Source organism: Rouxiella sp. Mn2063, from assembly GCF_049319665.1.
GTDB lineage: Bacteria > Pseudomonadota > Gammaproteobacteria > Enterobacterales > Enterobacteriaceae > JBMOUD01.
In genome coordinates, this window is record NZ_JBMOUD010000004.1 from 1 (window position 1) to 23138 (window position 23138).

The window sequence follows — 23138 nt, forward strand, 5'->3', positions numbered from 1 at the left end:
GTGCACCCAGGAAGATTCGAACTTCCGACCGCTCGGTTCGTAGCCGAGTACTCTATCCAGCTGAGCTATGGGTGCATCTTAAATGGCGGTGAGGCGGGGATTCGAACCCCGGATGCAGCTTTTGACCGCATACTCCCTTAGCAGGGGAGCGCCTTCAGCCTCTCGGCCACCTCACCATACGCTTCTTTCGAATTGTGCTGACTAACTTTGTTTAAGCTCATCGGCACTGCGTGGCGCACATATTACTTTCCCGGACTTATAAGTCAAACCCTTTTTTCCCAACAATCGTTCATTTGCACAATTCCCACCCAACCTGCCTAGTTTAAAGGCAATATTACCGGCTAATGATACTAATAAGACTATTTTTTATGGAAAAAGTACCAGAGCCTCAGCAAGCTGAAACTTAATAATTAAATGGGGGAAAAAGAGAAAGACGTACCAGAAGGGGAAAAAACAACCAAAAAGCATTAGCGCCTCGCATGATGCGAGACGCTAGTTAAATCAAAAACTCGTCTGTTGAGATTTTTCAGCCTGAATACGCTGATAGATCTCTTCACGATGCACAGAGACCTCTTTAGGGGCGTTCACACCAATACGCACCTGGTTACCTTTAACACCTAAAACGGTAACGGTTACCTCATCGCCAATCATGAGGGTTTCACCAACTCGGCGAGTCAGAATAAGCATTCTTTGCTCCTTGAATAATTAGAAGAGTCGGGTCTCAGTTCCCGGTCATTATCTATCATAAACTGGCGAAACGTAAGCCACGACTGCCACATTAAATGTAATCCATATCATACATTAGCCGTGTGTGACGTTAAGTTTAGCCTAAATTAGCAAGGTCGTGATGTAACACTTATCATTTCCTTGCACATTAAGACTGAACACGTCATAGCACAACATATCATGACGTGTTCATTGTCGCTTTTTTTTAGTTTACAGCTTTGATGTAACCCAAGCTTCGACGCTCTGTAATGCACCTGGTAACGCATTAACGTCTGTACCACCAGCCATCGCCATATCTGGACGACCGCCGCCTTTCCCACCAACCTGAGCTGCAATTGTGCCAATCAAATCACCGGCCTTAATACGATCGGTCAAATCCTTGGTCACGCCTACAACCAGACTGACTTTATCATCAGCTACCGTTGCCAACACAATAATGGCTGAACCTAACTGATTTTTCAGGTCATCGACCATGGTACGCAGCATCTTAGGTTCAACATTATCGAGTTGACGCACCAATAGCTTCGCACCTTTCACCTCAACAGTCTGGCTAGAAAGCGATGCGCTCTCTTGTGCCGCCTGCTGATCTTTAACCTGCTGCAGCTCTTTTTCCAGCGTACGTGAACGCTCGATCAATGCGCGAATCTTATCAGTCACGCTATTAACGTCACCTTTAACCAAGTGCGCAACGTCTTGCAGCAAATCACTTTGCTGATGCAATGACGCAATTGCTTTATCACCGGTTATCGCTTCAATACGGCGAACGCCAGCTGCCGTGCCCGATTCACTCTGAATACGGAACAGGCCGATATCACCAGTACGATCGGCGTGGATACCACCACATAGTTCAGTAGAGAAGTCCCCCATCGACAGCACGCGTACGCTATCTTCGTACTTCTCGCCGAACAGCGCCATTGCGCCCTGCTCTTTCGCTTCATCCAACGCCATGACTTTGGTCTGGACAGGCAAGTTGCGGCGTACTTGTGCGTTGACCAAATCCTCAACTTGACGGATCTCTTCCGGCTTCATCGCCTCAAAATGCGAGAAATCGAAACGCAGGTAGTTGTCATTCACCAGAGAACCTTTCTGGCCAACGTGCTTACCAAGAACCTGACGCAATGCGGCGTGCAGTAAGTGAGTCGCCGAGTGGTTCAGGCGAATACGGTTACGACGCTGTTCGTCAACTTCAGCGGTGACGCTATCGTTGATAGACAGAGAACCTGCGCTCAGCACACCTTGATGACCGAATGCTTTGCCATATTTCTGGGTATCGTTAACAGTAAACTCACCAGATTGGGTTTTCAGTACGCCTTTATCGCCAACCTGCCCACCGGACTCACCATAAAACGGCGTGTCATCCAGCACGACAATCGCTTCATCACCGGCCTGAATTTTTTCAACCGGCTGGCCGTTCACAAACAGTCCAACCACTTTGGATTGGCGCTGTACGTGCTCGTAGCCAGAGAACTGAGTCACGCCTTCGATACGTACCAAATTGTTATAATCTGCGCTGAAACCGCTAGACTCACGAGCGCGACGACGCTGTGCTTCCATCGCCTTCTCAAAACCTGCTTCATCGACCGTCAGATTACGTTCGCGACAAACGTCAGCGGTTAAATCAACCGGGAAACCAAAGGTATCATATAGACGGAACACCACTTCGCCAGGCAGGACATCACCTTTCAGCGCAGCCAGTTCTTCATCCAGCAGCGCTAAACCGCGTTCCAGAGTGCGAGCAAACTGCTCTTCTTCAGTTTTCAGCAACTGTTCAACCAATGACTGCTGCTTACGCAGTTCATCAGCAGCAGAGTCCATGACGTCGATAAGCGGAGCAACCAGCTTATAGAAGAAGGTTTCTTTCGCGCCCAGCATATTCCCGTGACGAATCGCACGACGAATAATACGACGCAATACGTAACCGCGACCTTCGTTAGACGGCACTACGCCATCAGAGATCAGGAATGCACAAGAACGAATATGGTCAGCAATAACGCGCAGAGACTTGTTGCTCAAATCAGTTGCGCCAGTTGCTTCGGCAACCGCAGCAATCAGCTTCTTGAACAGGTCAATATCGTAGTTAGAGTTAACGTGCTGCAATACCGCTGTAATACGCTCTAAGCCCATACCGGTATCGACGGAAGGTTTTGGCAGCGGCAGCATGGTACCGTCGGACTGACGGTTAAATTGCATAAAGACGATGTTCCAGATCTCAATGTAGCGATCGCCGTCTTCTTCAGGGCTTCCAGGAGGACCACCCCAGATATGATCGCCGTGATCGAAGAAGATCTCGGTACAAGGACCACAAGGACCGGTATCACCCATCTGCCAGAAGTTATCTGAAGCAAAGGCTGCGCCCTTATTATCGCCGATGCGGATAATACGCTCTTTCGGCACGCCTACTTCGTTCTCCCAAATGCTGTAAGCTTCGTCATCAGTTTCATAGACGGTCACCCACAACTTCTCTTTTGGCAGATTGAACCAGTTTGCGCCAGTCAGCAGTTCCCACGCATAGTTAATCGCATCACGCTTGAAATAATCGCCAAAGCTGAAGTTACCCAACATTTCAAAGAACGTATGGTGACGAGCGGTATAACCCACGTTTTCCAGGTCATTGTGCTTACCACCCGCGCGAACACAGCGCTGGGACGTGGTAGCGCGGGTGTAATCCCGATTATCTAATCCAAGGAAAACGTCTTTAAATTGGTTCATACCGGCATTGGTAAACATCAATGTCGGATCATTAGTCGGGACAAGCGAGCTGCTCGCAACTACGTTATGTCCCTTACTTTGGAAGAAATCGAGAAACGCTTGACGGATCTCAGCGGTGCTCTTGCTCATAAATGTCCCGGAATAAGGCTAGAAGAACAGCCCGTGAGCAAGATAGGCACGATTTAAGATCAGCTTTCTTTAAAGCTCACGAACGAAAAAGTGCGGATAAGATAAAATTTCTACGCAGGGAAGTAAAATCCCGTATGCATTCAATCTGCAAAATCGCGATAAATAGCGTGGATTTCTTCCTGAAAAAAGCCGCGATACAGTAAATAGCGAAAAACTTTGGATTTCTCTTTCCAATCCGTTGGCAATGGCTGGCCAAATTTTCGGGTCGCTACGTCGTAGGCTAATAGGCTCCAATCAACTTCACTATTTTCCAATGCAATATTCACGATTTCTTTATCGACGCCCTTCTGTTGCAGCTCAGAGCGAATGCGCTGTGCGCCATAACCTTTATTGCTGCGCCCTGAAATATAACGACTGGCAAATTTGTTGTCATCAAGCCAACCGTGCTGGTAGCAGTACTCAATAACCTGCTGCACATGTTCGGCATTAATTTCCTCTGGTGCTGATTTTTCTGCCGGCATTTGCGGTGGTTTACGCCAGTTTTTAGCCGACGATGGACGAACAAAAGGTTGAGGAGGCGTCATTAATTTACGGCGCAACTCTTCTTCACCGTGATCGCGTTGGCCTAACAAACGCATGGCGCGCGCGGTCAGCGTATTAATTTTGCTACGGTTCTCATCTTTTGGCTCAGGAAATACCGATGTAGCTGATTGTTCATCCTGCAACCGGGTCTGATTCGCACCGAACGGGGTTAAATCATCCGCCATTATGCGTTTCCTTCGTTTCATATACTCAAAATAACTGGCGTTACACCAAGGCGACAGACAGCACAGCCACACCGGTGCAGTTTGCAGTATAACGGGCATTAATGAGATAAAAAAAATGCCAGCCTATAACAGGCTGGCATTTCATGTGAAACCTTACAAGCGCCCGCTATTGAGGCCGCGAGTCAAATGATTAGAACTCTTCGCTGGTTTCAGCGTCTTCGTCTAAATCTTCAGCTGTAGTGACGGCGCTCAGTTCACCATTGCCACTCAGCAGCAATTCGCGCAGTTTTTTATCAATCTCTGAAGCAATAGCTGGGTTTTCTTTCAGGAAGTTGCCTGCGTTAGCTTTACCCTGACCAATTTTCTCGCCGTTGTAGCTATACCATGCACCGGCTTTTTCAATCAGTTTATGTTTAACGCCCAAGTCAACCAACTCACCGTTGATGTTGATCCCTTCGCCGTACATGATTTGGAACTCAGCTTGCTTGAATGGCGCAGCGATTTTGTTTTTCACCACTTTAACGCGGGTTTCGCTACCCACTACCACATCGCCTTCTTTAATTGCGCCAATACGGCGAATATCAAGACGAACAGAGGCGTAGAACTTCAGCGCGTTACCACCAGTAGTGGTTTCTGGGTTACCGAACATCACACCAATTTTCATACGGATCTGGTTGATAAAGATCAGCAGTGTGTTGGCGTTTTTCAGGTTACCGGCCAGCTTACGCATCGCTTGGCTCATCATACGTGCCGCCAGGCCCATATGTGAGTCACCTATTTCGCCTTCGATTTCCGCTTTTGGCGTCAACGCAGCAACGGAGTCAACGATGATGACATCAACCGCGCCAGAGCGGGTCAAAGCATCACAAATTTCCAACGCCTGCTCACCGGTATCCGGCTGAGAACACAGCAGGTTATCGATATCTACGCCCAGTTTTTTAGCATAGATCGGGTCAAGCGCGTGCTCTGCATCGATAAACGCACAGGTTTTACCTTCGCGTTGTGCAGCAGCAATAACTTGCAACGTCAGGGTGGTTTTACCAGAAGATTCCGGGCCATAAATTTCAACGATACGGCCCATTGGCAGGCCACCAGCGCCCAGAGCAATATCCAGAGACAACGAGCCAGTTGAGATCGTTTCTACATCCATAGAGCGATCTTCACCAAGACGCATGATGGAACCTTTACCGAATTGTTTCTCAATCTGGCCTAGTGCCGCAGCTAACGCCTTTTGCTTGTTCTCATCAATAGCCATTTTCGCTCCTTCGTGCGGCACCGTGACATACTTGGCTGCGGTGCCACTGAATGTGGTTGTTTGTATTTAGATATACAGACTCAGATAACTGGACGTAATTATACTGTATGCTCATACAGTATCAAGCCTATTTTTTCAAAAACTCGTTATACGCTGTTTGTAATGAAAAAACAGCAGCTTGCAAACGCACCGATTCACGGTCACCGGAAAATACCTGCTTAATAGCCAGTACTCGCCCTGTGGAATCAGCAAAACCAAACCAGACAGTGCCGACCGGTTTCTCTATGCTGCCGCCATCTGGGCCAGCAATCCCACTGATGGATAATGCCAGATTGGCTTTGGCAGCGTGCAGCGCCCCTTGCGCCATTTCGCGCACCACTTCTTCGCTCACAGCACCAAAGGTATTTAAGGTCGATTCAGATACGCCGAGCAAGTCGTGCTTTGCCGCATTGCTATAAGTGACAAAACCGCGATCAAACCAAGCAGAGCTACCGGCTATATCAGTAATCGCTTTTGCCACCCAGCCACCGGTACAAGACTCAGCACAAGTGATCCACAATCCTTGTGTCTTAAGTTGCTGTCCGACATCAATACTGAGTTGATGCAGTTCTTTCTCAGACAATGGTTTCTCAGCCAATCGTTGTTCGCTCATCGCGGCTCCTGCAAATCATATTGAGTTGGTGATGGTAGCATCTCTTCCGCATCTTGATCTGCCGGACAGATTATTTTGCGCGATCCTTCCCAAATCAATAGGCCTATACCCTAAAAATAATCGCGTGTATATGATGTGTAAAATTACACATTGATCACATTTCAATTTTCAAGGCCATGCTTTAATCCATCCCACATTGACCAGAGGAGAATGACCTTGAAACACCTAATGATCTGCTGTGGTGCCGGCGTAGCAACCAGCACAGTGGCGTTAAAAAAAATTGAAGCATTCCTGGATAAAGAAAAGCTCAGCGATCGCGTGCGTATATCCCAAGGCACCGTAGCCGAAGCATTAACACGCAGCGACATCGACTTTATTGTTTCAACCTCAGCCATCACTACCTCAATTCCGGTGGTCAATGCGCTGCCATTACTGACGGGAATGGGAATAGATAAAGTATTTAACAGTGTAAAAACCTTAATTTTGGCCGAGGGCTAATCCATGTTCATCATCGATTACATTGTTAATCTCGGGGCATCGGTGATGATGCCGCTGATCTTCATTATCTTGGGTTTACTGCTGCGCCTGTCATTTTCTAAAGCCATCAAAGCCGGGTTAATGGTTGGGATCGGCTTTATCGGTTTAAGCATTACCGTCAATTTAATGATTGATTCTCTAACGCCTGTCAGCCATGCGTTAGTCCATCGCTTTGGGTTAAATTTAACCGTACTAGACGTTGGCTGGCCCGCAGCAGCGGCAGTAGCAATGGGCACCCGAGTTGGCGCGCTGGTTATCCCAGTTTGTGTCGCCATCAATATCCTGATGCTATACACCAAAACCACCCGTATTCTTAACGTCGATATCTGGAACTTGTGGCACCACGCCTTTACCGGTTCTCTGGTCGCTATTATTACCAGCAGCTTGTGGCTGGGTATCTTTGCCGCCGCGATCAACTGCATCATTACCATGGTGATTGCTGACCGTACCAGCGGTGATGTCGAGAAATACCTCAACCTGCCGTCAATTTCGATCCCCCACGGTTTTTCAGTATCTTTCGTGCCTGCGGCCTGGTTAGTTAACGCCATCGTTGATCGCATCCCGGTGATCCGCGATATCAAAATCGATACCGAAGTGATCCAGAAACGCCTGTCTATCCTTGGCGATCCGGCTTCACTTGGTGCGATCATCGGCGCGCTTTTAGGCGTCATTGCCGGTATTGAATTTAAAGCTATTTTACAGACTGCTATTACCATGGCCGCGGTCATGACGATTATTCCGCGTATGGCGAAGATGTTGATGGAAGGCGTGTATCCTATCAGCGAACGTATTCAAGAAATCGCTCAATCAAGAGCAGGTTCCTTTGGCCGAATTGCTATCGGATTGGATTCCGCCGTTAGCGTTGGCCATCCCGTCACGCTTTCAGTCTCCATGTTGATGATCCCACTGATGCTGGTGCTGGCTGCGGTGATCCCACATAACCAATTCCTGCCATTTGCTTCATTAACCGGGTTGCCTTTTGCCTTCGTATTAGTCACTGCCGTGTGCCGTGGCGATATGTTCCGTACCCTACTTACTGGCTTACTCACCTTAAGTCTGGCGCTCTTAATCGGTACCAGCCTGGCTCCAATTGTCACCAGTACCGCCGTCAGCACCGGATTCTCATTGCCACAGGGAACAACCAGCATCAGCAGCGTAGATTACGCAGGCGCCATGCTGCCTTGGGTCATTATCCAAAGCTTCTACTTTAAGGCGTTAGGCGTTGGCTTACTGAGTATCTGTACACTGGGATTGGTCGTGTGGAACCGCAAAAAGCTGGCGCAAGAGAACCAGCAACTCGCCGCCCAAGAGTCCAATATGATGGAGGGCAGCTAACATGTTTAGCGCAGACCGCATTTTTACCTTTACACAGACAATCAGCAGAGATGATTTGCTCGGCCAGCTCGCGACAAGTTTATATACAGCCGGCTTAGTGAAAGACTCTTTTAAAGCCGGTGTGCTGCAACGCGAAGCACAGTACCCGACTGGCATTGATATGGAAACGCATAGCATTGCCATTCCGCATACCGAATTTGAGCATGTTAATCACACCGGTTTTGCCGTTGGCATTAATCAGGCTGGCGTGCAGTTTCATCGTACTGATGAACCGGGGGAGCTGGTGACGCCGGATATTATCGTGATGATGGCTATCGCGCCTGATTGTGAAAAGGTGGCAATCATCCAATCGCTGTTTGGACTGTTGGCAGACAAGGAACGCGTGCAAGCCCTATGCAAAATGTCAGTCGCCGGGCAAGTAAAAGAGTTCACCGACGCCGTCGTTACGCGCTAGAATCTTCAGTTAAAAGCAGCGCGTAGTGACGAATAAGCCGGGGAAGAGGATGTTACGAATCAGCGACGTCATTGAATTAGCCATGGTCAGCCGTAAGACTGTCTATAACGCTATCAATAGCGGCCGTCTAAAATATCAGCTCGTTGAAGTGGATAATAGACAGGTCAGAGTCTTTGAAGAGCGGGATGTTTTCAGCGCATTTCCGAAAACAAACCGTGGCGTAACACAAGAACAGGAAGTTCAAAACTTACGCGAAGAGATTGCCTCGCTGAAGTTTGCCCTGTCTGAGCTAAAAAAAGCCGTCGAGGCCATGGATCCGGCCAACCAATATGAAATGACCCAACGGCAGAAGAAATCCGACTCTCGCGATTGATTTCTTCTGCTCGTTTTCCGTGAGAACAGGCGAATCTGAGAGAAACCTTGAATGCCCAAAGCGGATATGCAAACCACACCTGAATCCCCCCTGCTGCAAGAATTCTGGCCTCAACACGCCATATTACGTCACACTGGTAGCCTGCTATCAGCAGATGAACATGTCGTCGCGTCATACGATCTTGAGCAGCAAGCCCGCCTGGAACATTACCGCCCGCTCTCTGATATTGCGCCAATAAAAAACCGTGCTATCCGGTCATTTGAGCTGGATTATGACACGATTTCTACGCTCGATATTATTAATGGTATGGGCGTCGCGCTGGGCGATTCTATTATTGGCCTCACCGCGTTATACGCATTAAAAACACGTTATCCGCAGCTAGAGATCACGCTTTATCGCCCAGCGCTCGCACCGGTTTATGTCGACACCTTGTATCAGCATGCCCAGATGTTGATTGCCAACACGCAAGCGCTGCCGCAACCACTTAGCTATTTTGCCTCGCGCTGGTGCGCGCCTCGTGCCGCCTGTATTGATCTTGGCAATCAGGTGTTCTGGCCCGACTTTGCGCACATGCCAATGATTGATTTCTTTTTCCATGCCTTGGGCGTTAACCCAGACAGCATTCCCGCCGCATTAAAAAGTAATCACTGGCTACAACACCTCGCTTTACCGGCGCTGCCCGCCTATTGGCAGCAACAGCCCTACGTTTTGTTTTGCCATACCGCCAGCACGCCGATTCGTAGCGTTCCTACCACGCAGCGCCCACGTTTGGTCGAGGCATTATGGCAACAGTATCGATTGCCAGTATTAGGTTTTGGCCCGGTTGAACATGCGCATTATGTTGATATCTCGACGTTCTCAACCGATACGCTCGATTTCCTTGCGTGGATCAAACAGGCCAGCTTCCTGCTCACCATAGATAGCGCGGCCGTTCACGCCGCCGCTGGTTTTGATATCCCCACCCGCGCGATTTTCAGCACTATCCCACCAACATTACGTGTCAGGGACTATGCCCATTGTGAAGCGGTTTTACTACCGCTGGAACAGTTGAGTCACCTGCATGCGAGTAGTGATGAGAGGGCGCTCGCGGCGCTGGAACAGGCTTATGAGCAACTAGATATTAGGAGATTGTTTGATTTGTAAATCAATAAACTTGATGACCAGAATCGCCACGAATTGATTATTTAGAGGAGATTTATATCAGCATTGCGTAGGTTCGGTCGCTTATCAATATAGAGCAATATATCAGCGTAGCCGAACGCGCCCGGCAAGGGTTTTAAGGCGAAAACCCTTGCATCCCGCGCCCTGCGCTTAGCTTGTCGGGTCGCTACGCGACTTCCCGCGTTCACTGCTTTGGCCGGACGGGTCGGTTTCAACAATCATCCATGATTGTTCAACCTAAATCCGCCTTCCCTGGCGGATTTCCCCTGGCCTGCATCCGTTCTCTTGGCCGACAAGATGCGCTTTAAGGTCAAGGACTTAATGGGTCAACTAACACGTCAAAACACCAATTTCTCAATTCCCTTGTCTTGCCTGTTTCACCGCTTCACCAAGCTGCCAAACGGCCATGGCGTAATGCACACTATGGTTATAGCGAGTAATCGCGTAGAAATTTGGTAAGCCGTACCAGTATTGGTAGCGATTGCCGAGGTCAAGGCGCAACAGACTAGCCTCTTGATAGTTACCCAGCGGGCTTTGTGGGCTCAAGCCTGCCGCTGCCAAGGTAGAGATTGAATATTTGGTGCTAAAACCATTCTTCAATCCTGGCGCTTGTCCAATGGCAGGCACCGCAACCGCGCCACCGTTTACCCAGCCGTGCGCTTTGAAGTAATTAGCTACGCTACCGATAGCATCAATCGGATCCCACAGGTTGATATGCCCATCACCGTCAAAATCGACCGCGTAATTTTTAAAGGCCGACGGCATAAATTGCCCATATCCCATTGCACCCGCAAATGAGCCGCGTAAATTCAGCGGATCGTCGCCTTCAGAACGGGACATCAGCAAGAAGGTTTCCAGTTCGCTGCTGAAATAAGCCGCGCGTCGTGGGTAGGCAAATGAGAGCGTTGCCAACGCATCAATAATACGGGTTTTACCCATTACGCGGCCCCAACGGGTTTCAACGCCGATAATACCGACAATGATCTCTGGTGGTACACCATAAACCTGCCACGCACGTTGCAGGGCATCTTGATAGGTGTTCCAGAAGACAACGCCATTTTGTACGTTATCTGGAGTGATAAACTGCTTGCGATAACGCAACCAGGCACCATTTGGCACCGTTGCTGGCGGGCCGCTCGGTGCCTGCCTATCCATCAAACGTAATACCCAATCTAAGCGCTTGGCTTGCGACAACACATCATGTAATTGCTGGCGGTCGAATCCGTGTTCGCGCACCATTTTATCAACAAACTGCGCCGTCTCAGGATTATTAGCGAAATCACCGCTAAGATCTTCGCCCCTATGAGCTGGATCGAGCAGAAAACCGCCCTGAAACAGCGTATTTTGAGGTGCCGTAGCCACAGGTTTTGGCTTAGAACTACAGGCAGTCAGTAAAACCAGCAAAGGAAGTGTGGCAGCCAAATAACGCATCGGATATCTATCACTATGCAAGAAAAGAGTGGTTGTCATGGTAAAGCATTGCCTGACCAGAAAAAACAGGAATCTGTGCGTTGAAAGTCGCAGAATGATGGTAAATATCGAAAATAAAAAAGCCAGACAAAGTATTTCTCCTCTGTCTGGCGATAATGGCTTTTTTAAAGCTTATAAACCAGCGCCGAAATCGGCTTAACGTCGATTAAGGTACTTTGCTGTTTCTGGCTAAGCTGCCCTTGTTCCTCTTTACCAACTACGCGCGCGGCGTGGCTAATATCAATCCCTTCTACCGTTGTACTCACGCTATTTTCGCTTGGGTTAAGCACCACCAGATAGCGCTCATTGCCCGCAGAACGTAGATAAACCATCGGGTAAGGCTTATTCACATCGCTGATAAGCTTCCAATCACCATCGGCTGATAGCGCGTTTGAAGCACCACGTAATTTCAATAATTCTCGGGTGTAGTTGAGCAAGGAGTTTGGATCTTTATCTTCTTTGGCAACCGTCGGACGATTTGGGTCTTTATCAATCGGCAGGTAAAGATTCCAGGCATCGGCACTCGAAAAACCTGCATTGCCGCTGCTATCCCACTGCATCGGGGTACGAGAACCGGCGCGGTTCTTGGTGGCCCGGCCTTGACTGCCCTCTTTATTCCACAAACCGGTCTGGAAACGCATACCAATTTCATCACCGTAATAGATAAACGGCGTGCCCGGCATCGTAAGGAAGAAGGTCATCGCTACTTTAAGCTGATCGACACTATCGCGGTCACCCGCGTTCAGACGTTGGATATCGTGATTACTGGTCGGCATCGAAATATAGCTTTTGCCTTTCGTGGCATTATATTGCTCGCTATAAAGTTTGTACCACTCTGCCAGTTGGCCTTTGCCATCTTTGGCAAAATAGCTCACCGTTGGCTCAAACTCACCGCCTACGCGATTAAAGAACAACGACGTATAGTTATATTTACCAATGTGCATCATGAAATCGATATTAAAGCCACCGGCTGAAGACTCCTTCGGATTACTCCATTCCGAAATTAATACCGCTTGCGGATATTGGTGGTGATACCAAGAGGAAATATCCTGCCAGACCTTAATGGTTTCCACTTTCTCCGGATCGTTTTTCACAATACTGGAGGCCATATCAACGCGGAAACCATCAACACCTTTATCCATCCAGAAGGCGATAATATTCTTCAACTCGCGGCGCACCGCCATAGGTCCCGGTGCATCGACCGGTTGTTCCCATGCGTGAGCCGGATTCGGATGTGCATAACCATAATTAAGCGCCGGCTGGGAAGCATAATAGTTTTTGATGAAATACGGCGAATGTGCATGTTGGATCTTCACAAAACTGTCTTCACCGATGGTGCCACCAACCTGATCTTTTTCTTTGCCTTTCACATCGTCGGGAATACGGTCTGGCCAAATATAGTAATCAGAATAGCGCTGATCTTTCCCTTCTTTTGCTTGCTGGAACCACGCGCTTTGATCCGAGGTATGTCCCGCAACCAGGTCCAGACAGACGCGTAAACCCCGTTTGTGCGCTTCATTAATCAGCATCACTAAATCTGAATTACTGCCATAACGCGGATCAACCTGATAAAAATCGGTGATGTCATAACCGGCATCTTTAAAAGGCGATGTAAATAACGGGTTAAACCACAGGGTATTGACCCCAATTGATTTAATGTAATCGAGTTTCTCAATAACACCCTGAATATCACCAATACCGTCGCCGTTAGAATCTTTATAGGATTGCGGATGAATTTGATAAAAGACCGCGCTTTTAACCCATGCAGGTGACGTATTTCCACTATGATTTTCGGTATCATTTGGAGTAGGACTTTCGGCATAACTCCCTGTCGTTGCAAATAAAATGGCCGTGGCCACCATAATCCCTAACTTATTAATCTTTGCTTTTATTGTCATATGATTATTCTCAAGTATTGAAGGGTTTACTTTCAGAGCAAATCAATAAAAGTAAACACCAATACCTGAGCGCTTAAAAAATTTTTTCCTCTAACCTTGGGCTATATCACATAACAATTTCTGATTGAGAATAATCGTACTTCTGTCGCTATATACCCAAAATCATTGGGCGTTACGTCACGACAAACGCAACGCCAGATATGACTGAGCCTTACCAGACGCGGTAAACCTTCCCTGTTTCAATCCCCTCCAGACTACGCCGATACGCCAGCGCTACACGACTTGCCGCTGCGCTTTCAAAACCGGGGAAGAATGCGCCATATTTATCCAATGCTTCGGTCAGGACAGTTGGGCTTACTGCGTTGATACGCTGGCCTGAAAGCTCATTGGCGGCAGCCATCACAAAGCCTTCTAGCGCAGCATTCACTGTCGTGGCGTTTACACCAGTGCGGATCGGATGCTGGGTCAAAATACCGGTAGTTAGCGTAAAAGATCCGCCGGGATTCAGGTAATCCTTGCCGATTAATACCAGTCGAACTTGTCCCATCAACTTATCTTGCAAACCAGACACAAACTGCTCGCTGCTCATCTCAGCCAACGGACCAAAATGCACGCCGCCGGTCGCGGCGATGATGCCATCAACCTTACCCGTACTGGCAAATAGCGCGCTAACTGAAGATTCATCCGTTAAATCCACCTGAAAATCGCCCTGAGTTTTCCCTACGCGAATAACATCGTGATCGCGCTGTAGATTATCGACAATACCGCGTCCGATGGTGCCGCTGGCACCAATAACCATCACTTTCATTTTTATCCCCTGTCTGCATAAACTAGACTCCATACTGAGACATTGGAATAAGAAGAAAAATGAGCAAAAGATTCGTTCATTACCAACTAAAAGTTAGGAATCATGAATAAATTACGCGCAATGGAAATTTTCATCGCGGTTGTTGAAAGCGGAAACTTCAGTGAAGCCGCCAAACAACTCGATATCTCTGCGGTGATGGTTGGCAAAATCGTGGCGCAAACGGAAGAACATCTGCAAACACGATTATTACAGCGCAATACTCGCCGCCAAAAGCTCACTGAAGCAGGTAAAGCCTGGTATGAAGAGAGTCAACAGGTCATGGCCGCACTGCGCGATGCAGAAAACCGTATCGACAGTCTGCGGCGTTTTCCCGCAGGTAGCCTGCGCATCAGCGCCCCGGTGACATTAGGCAGCTGCGCCATTGCAACCTTATGCAGTGAGTTTCAACTGCACTATCCCGAGGTGAATATTGAGCTGGAATTAAGCGATCGCTTTGTCGATATTATTGCTGAAGGTTTTGATTTTGCTATTCGTATTGGGGCATTGCCAAGTGACAGTCCGTTGGTTGCCCAGAGACTCGGCGACTACCAAATGATTATTGCAGGCTCACCAGACTATCTGGCACAACATGGCACACCACGCCATCGAGACGAGCTTACCTCACACCGTTGCCTGCATAACACCACTTGGAATAAACGCAATGCCTGGCGTTCCGGCGATGCATTAATCTGGCCAGAAAGCGGAGCCACCTTTAGTTGTAATGACGGTCAGGCCTTACGTCGTGCGGCACTTGCCGGGGCGGGACTTATCCTACAACCCCGCCTGCTGCTCGCCGAAGATATCGCCCGTGGCACGCTCCTGAGTTTACTCGAGCACGCTCTGCCAGCTCCGCGCCCTATTCATTTGATGTGGCGACAAGATATGCATATCAGCGCCAAACATCGTAGTTTTATAGACTGGATGCGGCAGCAGGCCGAAAACGCCTTATCACCTGACTAAGCTGGCTGAGGTCATCTCAGCGCAGTTCACTTCTGTTTTTCCTATCTCGTCACAATTTTAGTAATGATAGTAGTTATCATTTTCATTATTATTTACATTCTGTTTTATTTCCTTACAATGCGCTTACGCCTCACGTCATCAAATGCCGTGCAGCAGATTGAGTCCTTCATTCAATACCAGAACAGCCGTAATGCCTGTTCGCTCTGAGCCAGGAATATTTATTACATGGAAAAGCTTGTCTACAGCCAAGTTGCTGCCTTGATTATCACTTCACTCGCTAGCGCAAACCTACTTGCCGCACCGTCAGACGCCACCGATACCATGGTAGTTACCGCCTCTGGATTTCAGCAAAAAATCCAGGATTCAGCGGCCTCAATTTCGGTGATCCCACGTAAACAGATTGAAAACAAAGCCTATCGCGACGTGACGGATGCACTAAAAGATGTGCCGGGGGTAGTGATTACTGGCGGTGGCAGCAGCAGCGATATCAGCATTCGCGGCATGGCATCTAAATACACGCTGATTCTGGTTGATGGCAAGCGGGTCGATACGCGCGGTACTCGCCCTAACAGCGATAACGCGGGTATTGAACAAGGCTGGCTACCGCCAATGGAAGCTATTGAGCGCATCGAAGTGGTACGCGGCCCCATGTCCTCACTATATGGTTCTGATGCAATGGGTGGTGTGGTGAATATTATTACCCGCAAAACCTCGAATACTCAGGCATGGCAAGGCTCCATTCACGGTGATGCAACCTTGCAGGAACGTAGTCATTCCGGTGATTTATTCCAAACCAACGGTTATGCATCCGGCGCCTTGATTGACGGTTTGCTCGGGCTGCGGGTGAATGGCTTATGGTCGCGTCGTGCTGAAGACCGCATCGTGAATGGCTACAACGAACAGCGTATGCGCAGCGGTACGGCGGTATTCAGCCTGACCCCCAATGAGCAAAACGATTTTGATTTTGAATTTGGCCGCTCATTGCAAAACCGCAATAGCACGCCGGGTAAATCCATCGCTGAACAAAATTGTAGCCGTGGAAAGTGCAGAGATAATACTGCCAGTAAAAATCTCTACGTACGTAACAACTACTCAATCACCCACAATGGCTATTACGACCTTGGCCACACAACCAGCTACGTTCAGCGTGAAGAAACCAATAATCCAGGCCGGAATATGAAGATGTATAACACTATCTTCAATACTCAGAATCAGTTTGAGCTTGGCGACCATATGCTGAATCTGGGCGGACAATATCGCTATGAAGAGCTGCGCGATAAAGGCAATCAGCTGGCCGCTTCTGATTATCAGAGCAAATTAACACGCTGGAGCTGGGCGCTGTTTGCCGAGGATGAGTGGGCATTGACTCGCGATTTCAGCCTGACCACTGGGTTGCGAATGGATCAAGACGAAAACTACGGCAGCCACTGGACGCCACGGATGTACGGCGTGTGGCATCTGACCGATACCTGGACAGTAAAAGGCGGGGTTTCCGCCGGCTACCGCTCACCTGATTTACGTGAATCTTCAGCCAACTGGGGACAAGTTACCGGTGGCGGCGTCAGCAATGGCATCATCGTCGGTAATCCAGACTTGAAACCAGAAAAAAGCGTCAGCGAAGAGATCGGCGTACTCTGGGATAACCAGAAAGGCCTGAATGCTGGCGTTACTGTGTTTAACACCGATTTCAAAAACAAGATTACCGAGTTACGTCGTTGCAGCAGCAGAAACGATCCCTCTTGCACCATTGGCAGCGAGGTTTATGACTTTGTTAGCGATAAGGTCAACGTCGACAAAGCCAATATGCGCGGCGTAGAAGTGACCACCGGATGGGATATTACCGAAGACTGGACGTTAGCCACAAACTACACCTTTACCCAGTCCGAACAGAAAAGTGGGGAATATCAAGGCAAGGCGTTGAATAAAATGCCAAAACACATGTTCAACACCACGCTCGATTGGAAAGCGACACAGGATGTCAGCCTGTGGTCACGCCTCAATTTCCGCAGCAAAACCTCGGAATACTTGAGCCGAACCTCAATGGCGCAAAGCACGCCGTCTTATAGCTTTATTGATACCGGTCTGAGCTATCAGGCCAGCAAAAAGCTGCAACTGACCGCCGGGGTTTATAACATTCTGGATAAGCAAGTCGATTACGATCACTACAACACCACCTTGGATGGACGTCGTTACAGCGTGGGTATGACCTATAACTTCTGATGCGAGCGAGCTAATCGCGATAGTAGGATAGCAATAGGCGGTAAGGGTTTTATCTAAAACCCTTACCGGGCAACTTAAATTTCAACCCACAGCGGATAGTGATCCGATCCCATGTTATCCATATCAATCCAGCAGCGGCGAACCCGGCTGGCAAGTTCTGGCGATAACAGGCAGTGATCAATACGCCCCGGCAGCTCTGGGTGGGTCACACCAGACTGCTCTTCATGCCCAGCGGCAACCCAGGCATCAACGAATCCTTTACGACGCGATAACCGACCATAATCTGCGGATTTGGCACCGAGCAATAGATTGTATTCGGCGCTGTCTGGCAGGAAGTTTAAGTCCCCCATCAACATCATCGGTTCCGGCATTGGTGGTATGGTACCTTCCAGCCAACCTGCCGCGGGATCAGGATGTCCACCGCACCAAGCCCCACCCTCAAGCGGCGCGCGTGCAATAATATCCATCGTCGCTTCCACCTGTGGCAGACGCGTTTGCGCATCAAGATGGCAATAATGCACATTGTAAACACGCAAGACATCGCTGCCTGTATCAATCACCGTTTCCAGCAAACCGCGTTGCAGAGAGTGTTGATGCAGGGTGCCATATTTCGGCAAAGGGAAGTTGCGACTAGAAAGGATCGGCCAACGCGACAGCGTCAGATTGCCAAACTGGCGGCGACGATTATTGACCTTACCGCTTTCATCCACGCTGCTGGCATCCATATCCATATTCGCACCGTAGATCCAGTGATAGCCACCTAACCTATCGGCCAGTTCCTGCACCTGATCGAGATTACCGGAACGCTGCCAAAAGCGCTCCACCTCTTGCAGACAAATAATATCGGCACCACCAATCTCCTCGGCGATGCGTGCGATATCATATTTCCCATCGCGACCCAGAGAATACTGAATGTTGTAGCTGACGATTAACATAATTCGACTCTTTCATTAGCGGTATGAGCCTGCCACCCGGCAGGTAAACTGGCCTAATTAAGTAGCGTAAATTGATGTCAATCGGATGACGTATTTATGGCGTTAACTGAGGTGAATTGATGATGTTTGAAGAGCATCACAACAAAACAGGCGGTAATAGTGTTGTAGCAGAGGCAGGTCAAGCTGCGTAATGTCTTGTTCGGTCATTGCAGGGAAATAAGCCTGCTGTTGCCACCAATATTCGCGCGCTTGCTCAGGCTTATCTCGGCGAGAAATCTGCAAAGCATCTCGCAATATCGCTAATTTTTCGGCCATGAGCTTGGGTGAAATAGCGGCAATCACCCCGGCCATTTCTACGATAAATTCCTCGATATACGCAAACAACTCAGCGCTCGAACAGCTCGGAGATTGTAGTGCAAACAGCAGACCGGCAAAGCCCGCGCTCTGATGAAAACGGCAGCTGGCGACATAGCCAATACTCTTCTCAACCCGCATACGCTGAAAGAAATGCGGCTCGAAGATCAGCGCCAGACAGCGCCACGCCGCCAGACACAGTGCGCTCTGCTCCCCCAAAGGGCAAAACAACAGCACTGCCGAATCAGGCCCGTCGGTCGCCATAGCATAACGACGCGGCACAAATATCGCCTCGCTATACTCTGTGCTTCCTGTATTGATCGTTGCAGGGAAACGCGTCAGCAGATGCGAGAGTTGATGATGAAGTTCTGCATTGCCGCCATAAAGTATGGCTTGCCACGCCGGTGGCAGCAGCGCTGTAGAATCCGCGCTCGCGTCTGGCTGCATGACGCCTTGCTGCATTAAGAACATCGGCAGTTTTTGGAGCAAACGCCGCACCGCAATATCTGCCCGTGCCGCTAACTCTGCTTTAGCAAAAGCCCGTTCACCTTGCGCCCTATCCTCGTCAGATACCCTGCTCAATCGACTCATTAGCTGCGCCACACTGCTGAGCATCACCGAATTCTCAGCTCGTAGTTGTAACAACCAAAGCCCTTGATGAACATCGAAAACCAGCTCACCGCCAAGATGAGCGCAGTGGCCAGACAGCGTACGCAAACAAGCTTGAATAAGGTGCCGGCTGCGTTCCGATAATAGATTTCCTGGGGCTGGGCTTAACAACAGCATCCCTTCCCCTGCATCAGGCACAATATGTGGCAAGCGGATTTTTGATGTCGGTAACACAGCAAAATCGACCTGTTGTGGCTGAGGATAAAAGCGAAACAACGGCACAGCCGAGGCTTCATGTCGCGGTGGGAATGTTAGCGGGCCGAGTTGTAGCCTAAAACCTTGCGCGTCGATTGCGTCAGCCTTTACCGCAGGCGATGACCATAAACGCGTGGCATTATCGCGGTGCAATAGTTGCAACAAAGCCTGCCAATCGCTCTCTTCCTCGCGCTCAATCGGGGCCAAACCAAATGCCCGGGCACGCAACTGATCCAGCGGCGCGAGATAATCAAAAGCACGCACGGCCAGGCTCGCATAATGGTGCCGAGATAATCGGCTCAAGGACAATAACTGCTGCCGCCACTGCCAGAAAAGGATCTCAATATCAGCGCACAGCGCCGGGTCATCAGCACACACAGAAATCTCAATGGTGAGAATAGCCTGGCGGTCGTCGCAGTAAGGCAGCAACAGACAAATATCATCAGCCAACCCTCTGGCGCGTAATATCGCCAACAAACTCTGTTCTGCTGAGTCAATCAACAATTGTCGCAATAGCACCAGCGCAGGCTTCAGCCTCTTAGGTGGCGAAGGCAATATAAAGGACAGCCGTAAACGCGGTGATCCCGCGCAACATAGCGCCAGTGTTCGCTCGCTTTGCAAAATTAAAGGGACAGTCGCCGCAGAATCTATCGCCTGCTCGGTACAGGAAAACTGCGCGCCATAACGCTGGGCTAGCGCCGATAATTGCGCCAAAGGTTGTGGCCCTTGCAGCCAGAGTCTGAGGTTAGCAGCGTGATAAAATTGTTGATAGTAGCGACGTAAAGCCTGCTGCAAGCGCGGGATATCATCACCAAAGCTTTGGCGATGACCGACACAAAAACGCTGCAACGGATGAGGGCCAATAACAGCCTGACTGAGCGCAGCATCGCACAGTGTGTCAGCGTAAGAGCAAAGCATATGATATTCGGCGTCAATCACCGCAACTTCTTGTTGTACGGCTTGAACTGCCAGCAATGGCTCGGCGAGCATATCCACCAGCCGGGCGAATCCAGGTTCAAGTTTATGGCTGGCAATCTCAAAAAAATACGCGGTGGATGTGGCCAATGTCGTCGCATTAAGTTTACCGCCTTCGGCCTGCACCCAAGCCATCAACCGTTCATCATCTTGATAAGCACTGCTGCCTGTAAACAGCACATGCTCAAGCAAATGCGCCAACCCAGGCCACTCTTCAGGCTCGTCATGACTCCCGGTATCAACCTGAATCAACGCCGCCGCGCTGGTGGCTAACGGGTCGTGAATCAACTGAACTTGTAGCCCGTTAGCCAAGCGCATTTGCTGGCTTATTTTCTGGCTCATCAGGCAGGTTTAGCCTTAAAAATGAGCTGTGAGTTGGCGCGATTGCGGAACTGCAACTGGCTAATCTGCATGTTGGTGCAATTAGCCTGCTCACGCGCCTGCAAGATTTGCCCGTGATGCGGTGATTTAGAACAAACCGGATCGGCATTGTCCGCATTGCCAGTTAACATAAAGGCCTGGCAGCGGCAGCCGCCGAAATCCTTCTCCTTTTCAGAACAAGATCGGCAAGGCTCCGGCATCCAATCAAAACCACGATAACGATTAAAACCAAAGGAGTGGTACCAGATATCTTGCAAACTATGTTCGAGTACCGATGGGAATTGCACCGGCAGTTGGCGGGCACTGTGGCAAGGCAGCGCGGTACCCTCTGGCGTAACGCTTAAGAAAATTGCGCCCCAGCCGCCCATACAGCCTTTAGGACGCTCTTCATAATAGTCGGGGGTCACGAACAGCAAGTTGGCTAGATTGCCACTCTCCGCCATGCGCTGACGATAGTGATGCACCACGTCTTCCGCCCGTGCAATCTGCTCTCTGGTGGGTAATAAGCCCTCGCGATTAAGCTGCGCCCAACCATAGAACTGACAAGTCGCCAGTTCTACATCATCGGCTTCCAGCTCAATACACAGCTCAATAATGCGGTCGATTTGGTCGATATTATGCCGATGCAGCACAAAATTTAGCACCATCGGATAACCGTGAGCTTTTACTGCTTTAGCCATCGCCAGCTTTTGCTGGAAAGCTTTTTGTGAGCCGGCCAACGCGGCATTAAGCGTTTCATCACTGGCCTGGAAACTGATCTGGATATGATCCAGACCGGCATCGGCAAAGGCGTCGATCTTCTTCTCAGTCAAGCCGATTCCTGAGGTGATGAGATTCGTGTAAAAGCCTAACTCCCGCGCCGCGCGGATAAGTTCAGGCAAATCTTTACGCACCAGCGGCTCGCCACCGGAAAAACCAAGCTGCACGCTGCCCATCGCACGCGCCTGCTTAAACACCTCGATCCACTGTTCGGTCGTTAGCTCCTTTTCTTGCTGGGCGAAATCCAGCGGATTAGAGCAGTACGGACACTGCAATGGGCAACGGTAGGTCAATTCGGCCAATAACCACAGTGGCGGATTCACCTTATTTTCAGACAGCTTCACGGAAGATGATCCATTTTTGTTCATAGGCCTGACCAAAGAACTCTTTAACGTCATCGTCTACGCCACCGGCATCGGGAAAGCGCTCATTAAGCACAGTAATAATCGCCTGCAATGGGCGCTTGCCATCCACAAGTTCGAGGATCGCCGCGGCCGTTTCATTAAGTTTTGCCATCCCTTCGGGGTACAACACAACATGGCTATTCTGTGCCTGCTCCCATTGCAGGCGAAACCCGCGGCGAAAAGCTGGGATCTGCTGTTCATGAATAGTGATCATAGAAGTTTGCCTCGATGCCACACTGGCTGTTGCGTTACCGTGTGATACGGCGGGCGATGAAGTTCATACGCCATGCTCATGGCATCCAGCATGCTCCATAGAATATCGAGTTTGAATTGCAGGATTTCCAGCATCCGTTGTTGCTTTTCAACGGTATTGCAGTATTCCAAAGCAAGCTGTAAACCATGTTCAACATCGCGGTTCGCTTGGCTTAAACGGCTGCGGAAATAGCCATAACCTTCGGCTTCGATCCATTGATAGTGCTGCGGCCAAGTATCTAGCCTTGCCTGATGGATTTGTGGGGCGAACAGTTCAGTCAGAGAACTACACGCCGCCTCCTGCCAACCGGCACGCCGCGCAAAATTGACATACGCATCAACGGCAAAACGCACGCCCGGTAACACTTTCTCCTCAGATAACAGCGCATCACGCTCCAATCCCACCGCTTCACCTAAGCGTAACCAAGCTTCAATCCCGCCCTCATTGTCGCCATAACCATCATGGTCGAGAATACGCTGCACCCATTTACGTCGGGTTTGTGGATCGGGGCAATTGGCCATGATCGCCGCATCTTTTAGCGGGATGCTGGTTTGATAGTAAAAACGATTAGCGACCCATCCTTGGATCTGCTCACGGGTTGCCTGACCATTATGCATAGCAATATGGTAAGGATGATGAATGTGGTAATAAGCGCCTTTCGCCCGCAGCGCGTGTTCAAAGGCTTCTGCGGTCAGTAGTTTGTGTTGTTGATCCATAATG

Annotated in this window: 20 protein-coding genes and 2 tRNA genes; 7 read left to right on the plus strand and 15 right to left on the minus strand. The window is 49.5% G+C overall.

Features of this window, described 5'->3' with window-relative positions; genetic code table 11:
* Position 1 precedes the first annotated feature (1 nt).
* The 7 genes from ACL9RG_RS07480 to pncC all read right to left on the minus strand — a co-directional run bounded on the left by ACL9RG_RS07480 (position 2) and on the right by pncC (position 6208).
* Positions 2-75, minus strand: a tRNA-Arg gene (locus ACL9RG_RS07480).
* 8 nt (positions 76-83) lie between these two features.
* A tRNA-Ser gene (locus ACL9RG_RS07485) sits at positions 84-176 on the minus strand.
* Between the two features lie 325 nt (positions 177-501).
* Entirely contained in the window at positions 502-687 is a 186-nt protein-coding gene (gene csrA / locus ACL9RG_RS07490; RefSeq protein ID WP_009639031.1) for a carbon storage regulator CsrA, read from the minus strand.
* Between the two features lie 249 nt (positions 688-936).
* Complete coding sequence (alaS, locus tag ACL9RG_RS07495; RefSeq protein ID WP_422791980.1) at positions 937-3564, minus strand: alanine--tRNA ligase; 2628 nt, start codon at positions 3562-3564, stop codon at positions 937-939.
* A 140-nt stretch (positions 3565-3704) separates the two neighbouring features.
* Positions 3705-4226, minus strand: coding sequence for a recombination regulator RecX (gene recX / locus ACL9RG_RS07500; protein ID WP_422792341.1), 522 nt, complete (start codon positions 4224-4226; stop codon positions 3705-3707).
* A gap of 295 nt (positions 4227-4521) precedes the next feature.
* Entirely contained in the window at positions 4522-5586 is a 1065-nt protein-coding gene (gene recA / locus ACL9RG_RS07505; RefSeq protein ID WP_422791981.1) for a recombinase RecA, read from the minus strand.
* A gap of 127 nt (positions 5587-5713) precedes the next feature.
* Positions 5714-6208, minus strand: a complete 495-nt coding sequence (pncC, locus tag ACL9RG_RS07510) for a nicotinamide-nucleotide amidase (RefSeq protein ID WP_422792342.1) — start codon at positions 6206-6208, stop codon at positions 5714-5716.
* A 240-nt stretch (positions 6209-6448) separates the two neighbouring features.
* Here pncC and ACL9RG_RS07515 point away from each other — a divergent pair, with 240 nt between their 5' ends.
* From ACL9RG_RS07515 to ACL9RG_RS07535, 5 genes are read left to right on the plus strand one after another with little or no spacing between them, the layout of a single operon-like run.
* Positions 6449-6736 (plus strand): PTS sugar transporter subunit IIB, encoded by a 288-nt coding sequence (locus ACL9RG_RS07515; protein ID WP_422791982.1) that lies wholly within the window; start codon positions 6449-6451, stop codon positions 6734-6736.
* A gap of 3 nt (positions 6737-6739) precedes the next feature.
* A complete protein-coding gene (locus tag ACL9RG_RS07520) occupies positions 6740-8110 on the plus strand; it encodes a PTS galactitol transporter subunit IIC (protein WP_422791983.1) in 1371 nt (456 codons plus the stop codon).
* A gap of 1 nt (position 8111) precedes the next feature.
* Positions 8112-8564, plus strand: coding sequence for a PTS sugar transporter subunit IIA (locus ACL9RG_RS07525; protein ID WP_422791984.1), 453 nt, complete (start codon positions 8112-8114; stop codon positions 8562-8564).
* 49 nt (positions 8565-8613) lie between these two features.
* The gene (locus ACL9RG_RS07530; protein WP_422791985.1) at positions 8614-8937 is read left to right on the plus strand and encodes a DNA-binding protein; all 324 of its coding nucleotides are present in this window, start codon (positions 8614-8616) and stop codon (positions 8935-8937) included.
* Positions 8938-8988: 51 nt separating this feature from the next.
* Positions 8989-10080: a glycosyltransferase family 9 protein gene (locus ACL9RG_RS07535; RefSeq protein WP_422791986.1), complete on the plus strand. Its 1092-nt coding sequence runs from the start codon at positions 8989-8991 to the stop codon at positions 10078-10080.
* A 372-nt stretch (positions 10081-10452) separates the two neighbouring features.
* Here the strand turns inward: ACL9RG_RS07535 and mltB are convergent, their stop codons facing one another.
* The 3 genes from mltB to ACL9RG_RS07550 form a co-directional block, all read right to left on the minus strand.
* Entirely contained in the window at positions 10453-11529 is a 1077-nt protein-coding gene (gene mltB / locus ACL9RG_RS07540; RefSeq protein WP_422792343.1) for a lytic murein transglycosylase B, read from the minus strand.
* Between the two features lie 164 nt (positions 11530-11693).
* A complete protein-coding gene (locus ACL9RG_RS07545; protein WP_422791987.1) occupies positions 11694-13466 on the minus strand; it encodes an alpha-amylase family glycosyl hydrolase in 1773 nt (590 codons plus the stop codon).
* A gap of 211 nt (positions 13467-13677) precedes the next feature.
* The gene (locus tag ACL9RG_RS07550; RefSeq protein ID WP_422791988.1) at positions 13678-14274 is read right to left on the minus strand and encodes a short chain dehydrogenase; all 597 of its coding nucleotides are present in this window, start codon (positions 14272-14274) and stop codon (positions 13678-13680) included.
* Between the two features lie 102 nt (positions 14275-14376).
* Between ACL9RG_RS07550 and ACL9RG_RS07555 the strand changes: the two genes are divergently transcribed.
* Together ACL9RG_RS07555 and ACL9RG_RS07560 are read left to right on the plus strand one after the other, a co-directional pair.
* Complete coding sequence (locus ACL9RG_RS07555) at positions 14377-15273, plus strand: LysR substrate-binding domain-containing protein (RefSeq protein WP_422791989.1); 897 nt, start codon at positions 14377-14379, stop codon at positions 15271-15273.
* A gap of 225 nt (positions 15274-15498) precedes the next feature.
* Complete coding sequence (locus ACL9RG_RS07560; protein ID WP_422791990.1) at positions 15499-17493, plus strand: ligand-gated channel protein; 1995 nt, start codon at positions 15499-15501, stop codon at positions 17491-17493.
* Between the two features lie 74 nt (positions 17494-17567).
* On the opposite strand, the gene ACL9RG_RS07565 is transcribed toward ACL9RG_RS07560, so the two are convergent.
* From ACL9RG_RS07565 to pqqC, 5 genes are all read right to left on the minus strand, one after another.
* Complete coding sequence (locus ACL9RG_RS07565; RefSeq protein WP_422791991.1) at positions 17568-18428, minus strand: endonuclease/exonuclease/phosphatase family protein; 861 nt, start codon at positions 18426-18428, stop codon at positions 17568-17570.
* 102 nt (positions 18429-18530) lie between these two features.
* Positions 18531-20963 carry a pyrroloquinoline quinone biosynthesis protein PqqF gene (gene pqqF, locus ACL9RG_RS07570; protein ID WP_422791992.1) on the minus strand — a complete coding sequence of 811 codons (2433 nt, stop codon included), beginning with the start codon at positions 20961-20963 and terminating at the stop codon, positions 18531-18533.
* Positions 20963-22129 carry a pyrroloquinoline quinone biosynthesis protein PqqE gene (gene pqqE / locus ACL9RG_RS07575; RefSeq protein WP_422791993.1) on the minus strand — a complete coding sequence of 389 codons (1167 nt, stop codon included), beginning with the start codon at positions 22127-22129 and terminating at the stop codon, positions 20963-20965. Before pqqE ends, pqqF begins: the two co-directional genes overlap by 1 nt.
* A complete protein-coding gene (gene pqqD, locus ACL9RG_RS07580; protein WP_422791994.1) occupies positions 22092-22379 on the minus strand; it encodes a pyrroloquinoline quinone biosynthesis peptide chaperone PqqD in 288 nt (95 codons plus the stop codon). Before pqqD ends, pqqE begins: the two co-directional genes overlap by 38 nt.
* Complete coding sequence (pqqC, locus tag ACL9RG_RS07585) at positions 22376-23134, minus strand: pyrroloquinoline-quinone synthase PqqC (protein WP_422791995.1); 759 nt, start codon at positions 23132-23134, stop codon at positions 22376-22378. Before pqqC ends, pqqD begins: the two co-directional genes overlap by 4 nt.
* Positions 23135-23138: the final 4 nt, after the last annotated feature.

Coding starts and splice junctions, on each gene's coding strand:
- csrA (WP_009639031.1), bottom strand. CDS start 687: ATGCTTATTCTGACTCGCCGAGTTGGTGAAACCCTCATGATTGGCGAT.
- alaS (WP_422791980.1), bottom strand. CDS start 3,564: ATGAGCAAGAGCACCGCTGAGATCCGTCAAGCGTTTCTCGATTTCTTC.
- recA (WP_422791981.1), bottom strand. CDS start 5,586: ATGGCTATTGATGAGAACAAGCAAAAGGCGTTAGCTGCGGCACTAGGC.
- ACL9RG_RS07515 (WP_422791982.1), top strand. CDS start 6,449: ATGACCTTGAAACACCTAATGATCTGCTGTGGTGCCGGCGTAGCAACC.
- ACL9RG_RS07520 (WP_422791983.1), top strand. CDS start 6,740: ATGTTCATCATCGATTACATTGTTAATCTCGGGGCATCGGTGATGATG.
- ACL9RG_RS07525 (WP_422791984.1), top strand. CDS start 8,112: ATGTTTAGCGCAGACCGCATTTTTACCTTTACACAGACAATCAGCAGA.
- ACL9RG_RS07530 (WP_422791985.1), top strand. CDS start 8,614: ATGTTACGAATCAGCGACGTCATTGAATTAGCCATGGTCAGCCGTAAG.
- ACL9RG_RS07535 (WP_422791986.1), top strand. CDS start 8,989: ATGCCCAAAGCGGATATGCAAACCACACCTGAATCCCCCCTGCTGCAA.
- mltB (WP_422792343.1), bottom strand. CDS start 11,529: ATGCGTTATTTGGCTGCCACACTTCCTTTGCTGGTTTTACTGACTGCC.
- ACL9RG_RS07545 (WP_422791987.1), bottom strand. CDS start 13,466: ATGACAATAAAAGCAAAGATTAATAAGTTAGGGATTATGGTGGCCACG.
- ACL9RG_RS07550 (WP_422791988.1), bottom strand. CDS start 14,274: ATGAAAGTGATGGTTATTGGTGCCAGCGGCACCATCGGACGCGGTATT.
- ACL9RG_RS07555 (WP_422791989.1), top strand. CDS start 14,377: ATGAATAAATTACGCGCAATGGAAATTTTCATCGCGGTTGTTGAAAGC.
- ACL9RG_RS07560 (WP_422791990.1), top strand. CDS start 15,499: ATGGAAAAGCTTGTCTACAGCCAAGTTGCTGCCTTGATTATCACTTCA.
- ACL9RG_RS07565 (WP_422791991.1), bottom strand. CDS start 18,428: ATGTTAATCGTCAGCTACAACATTCAGTATTCTCTGGGTCGCGATGGG.
- pqqF (WP_422791992.1), bottom strand. CDS start 20,963: ATGAGCCAGAAAATAAGCCAGCAAATGCGCTTGGCTAACGGGCTACAA.
- pqqE (WP_422791993.1), bottom strand. CDS start 22,129: ATGAACAAAAATGGATCATCTTCCGTGAAGCTGTCTGAAAATAAGGTG.
- pqqD (WP_422791994.1), bottom strand. CDS start 22,379: ATGATCACTATTCATGAACAGCAGATCCCAGCTTTTCGCCGCGGGTTT.
- pqqC (WP_422791995.1), bottom strand. CDS start 23,134: ATGGATCAACAACACAAACTACTGACCGCAGAAGCCTTTGAACACGCG.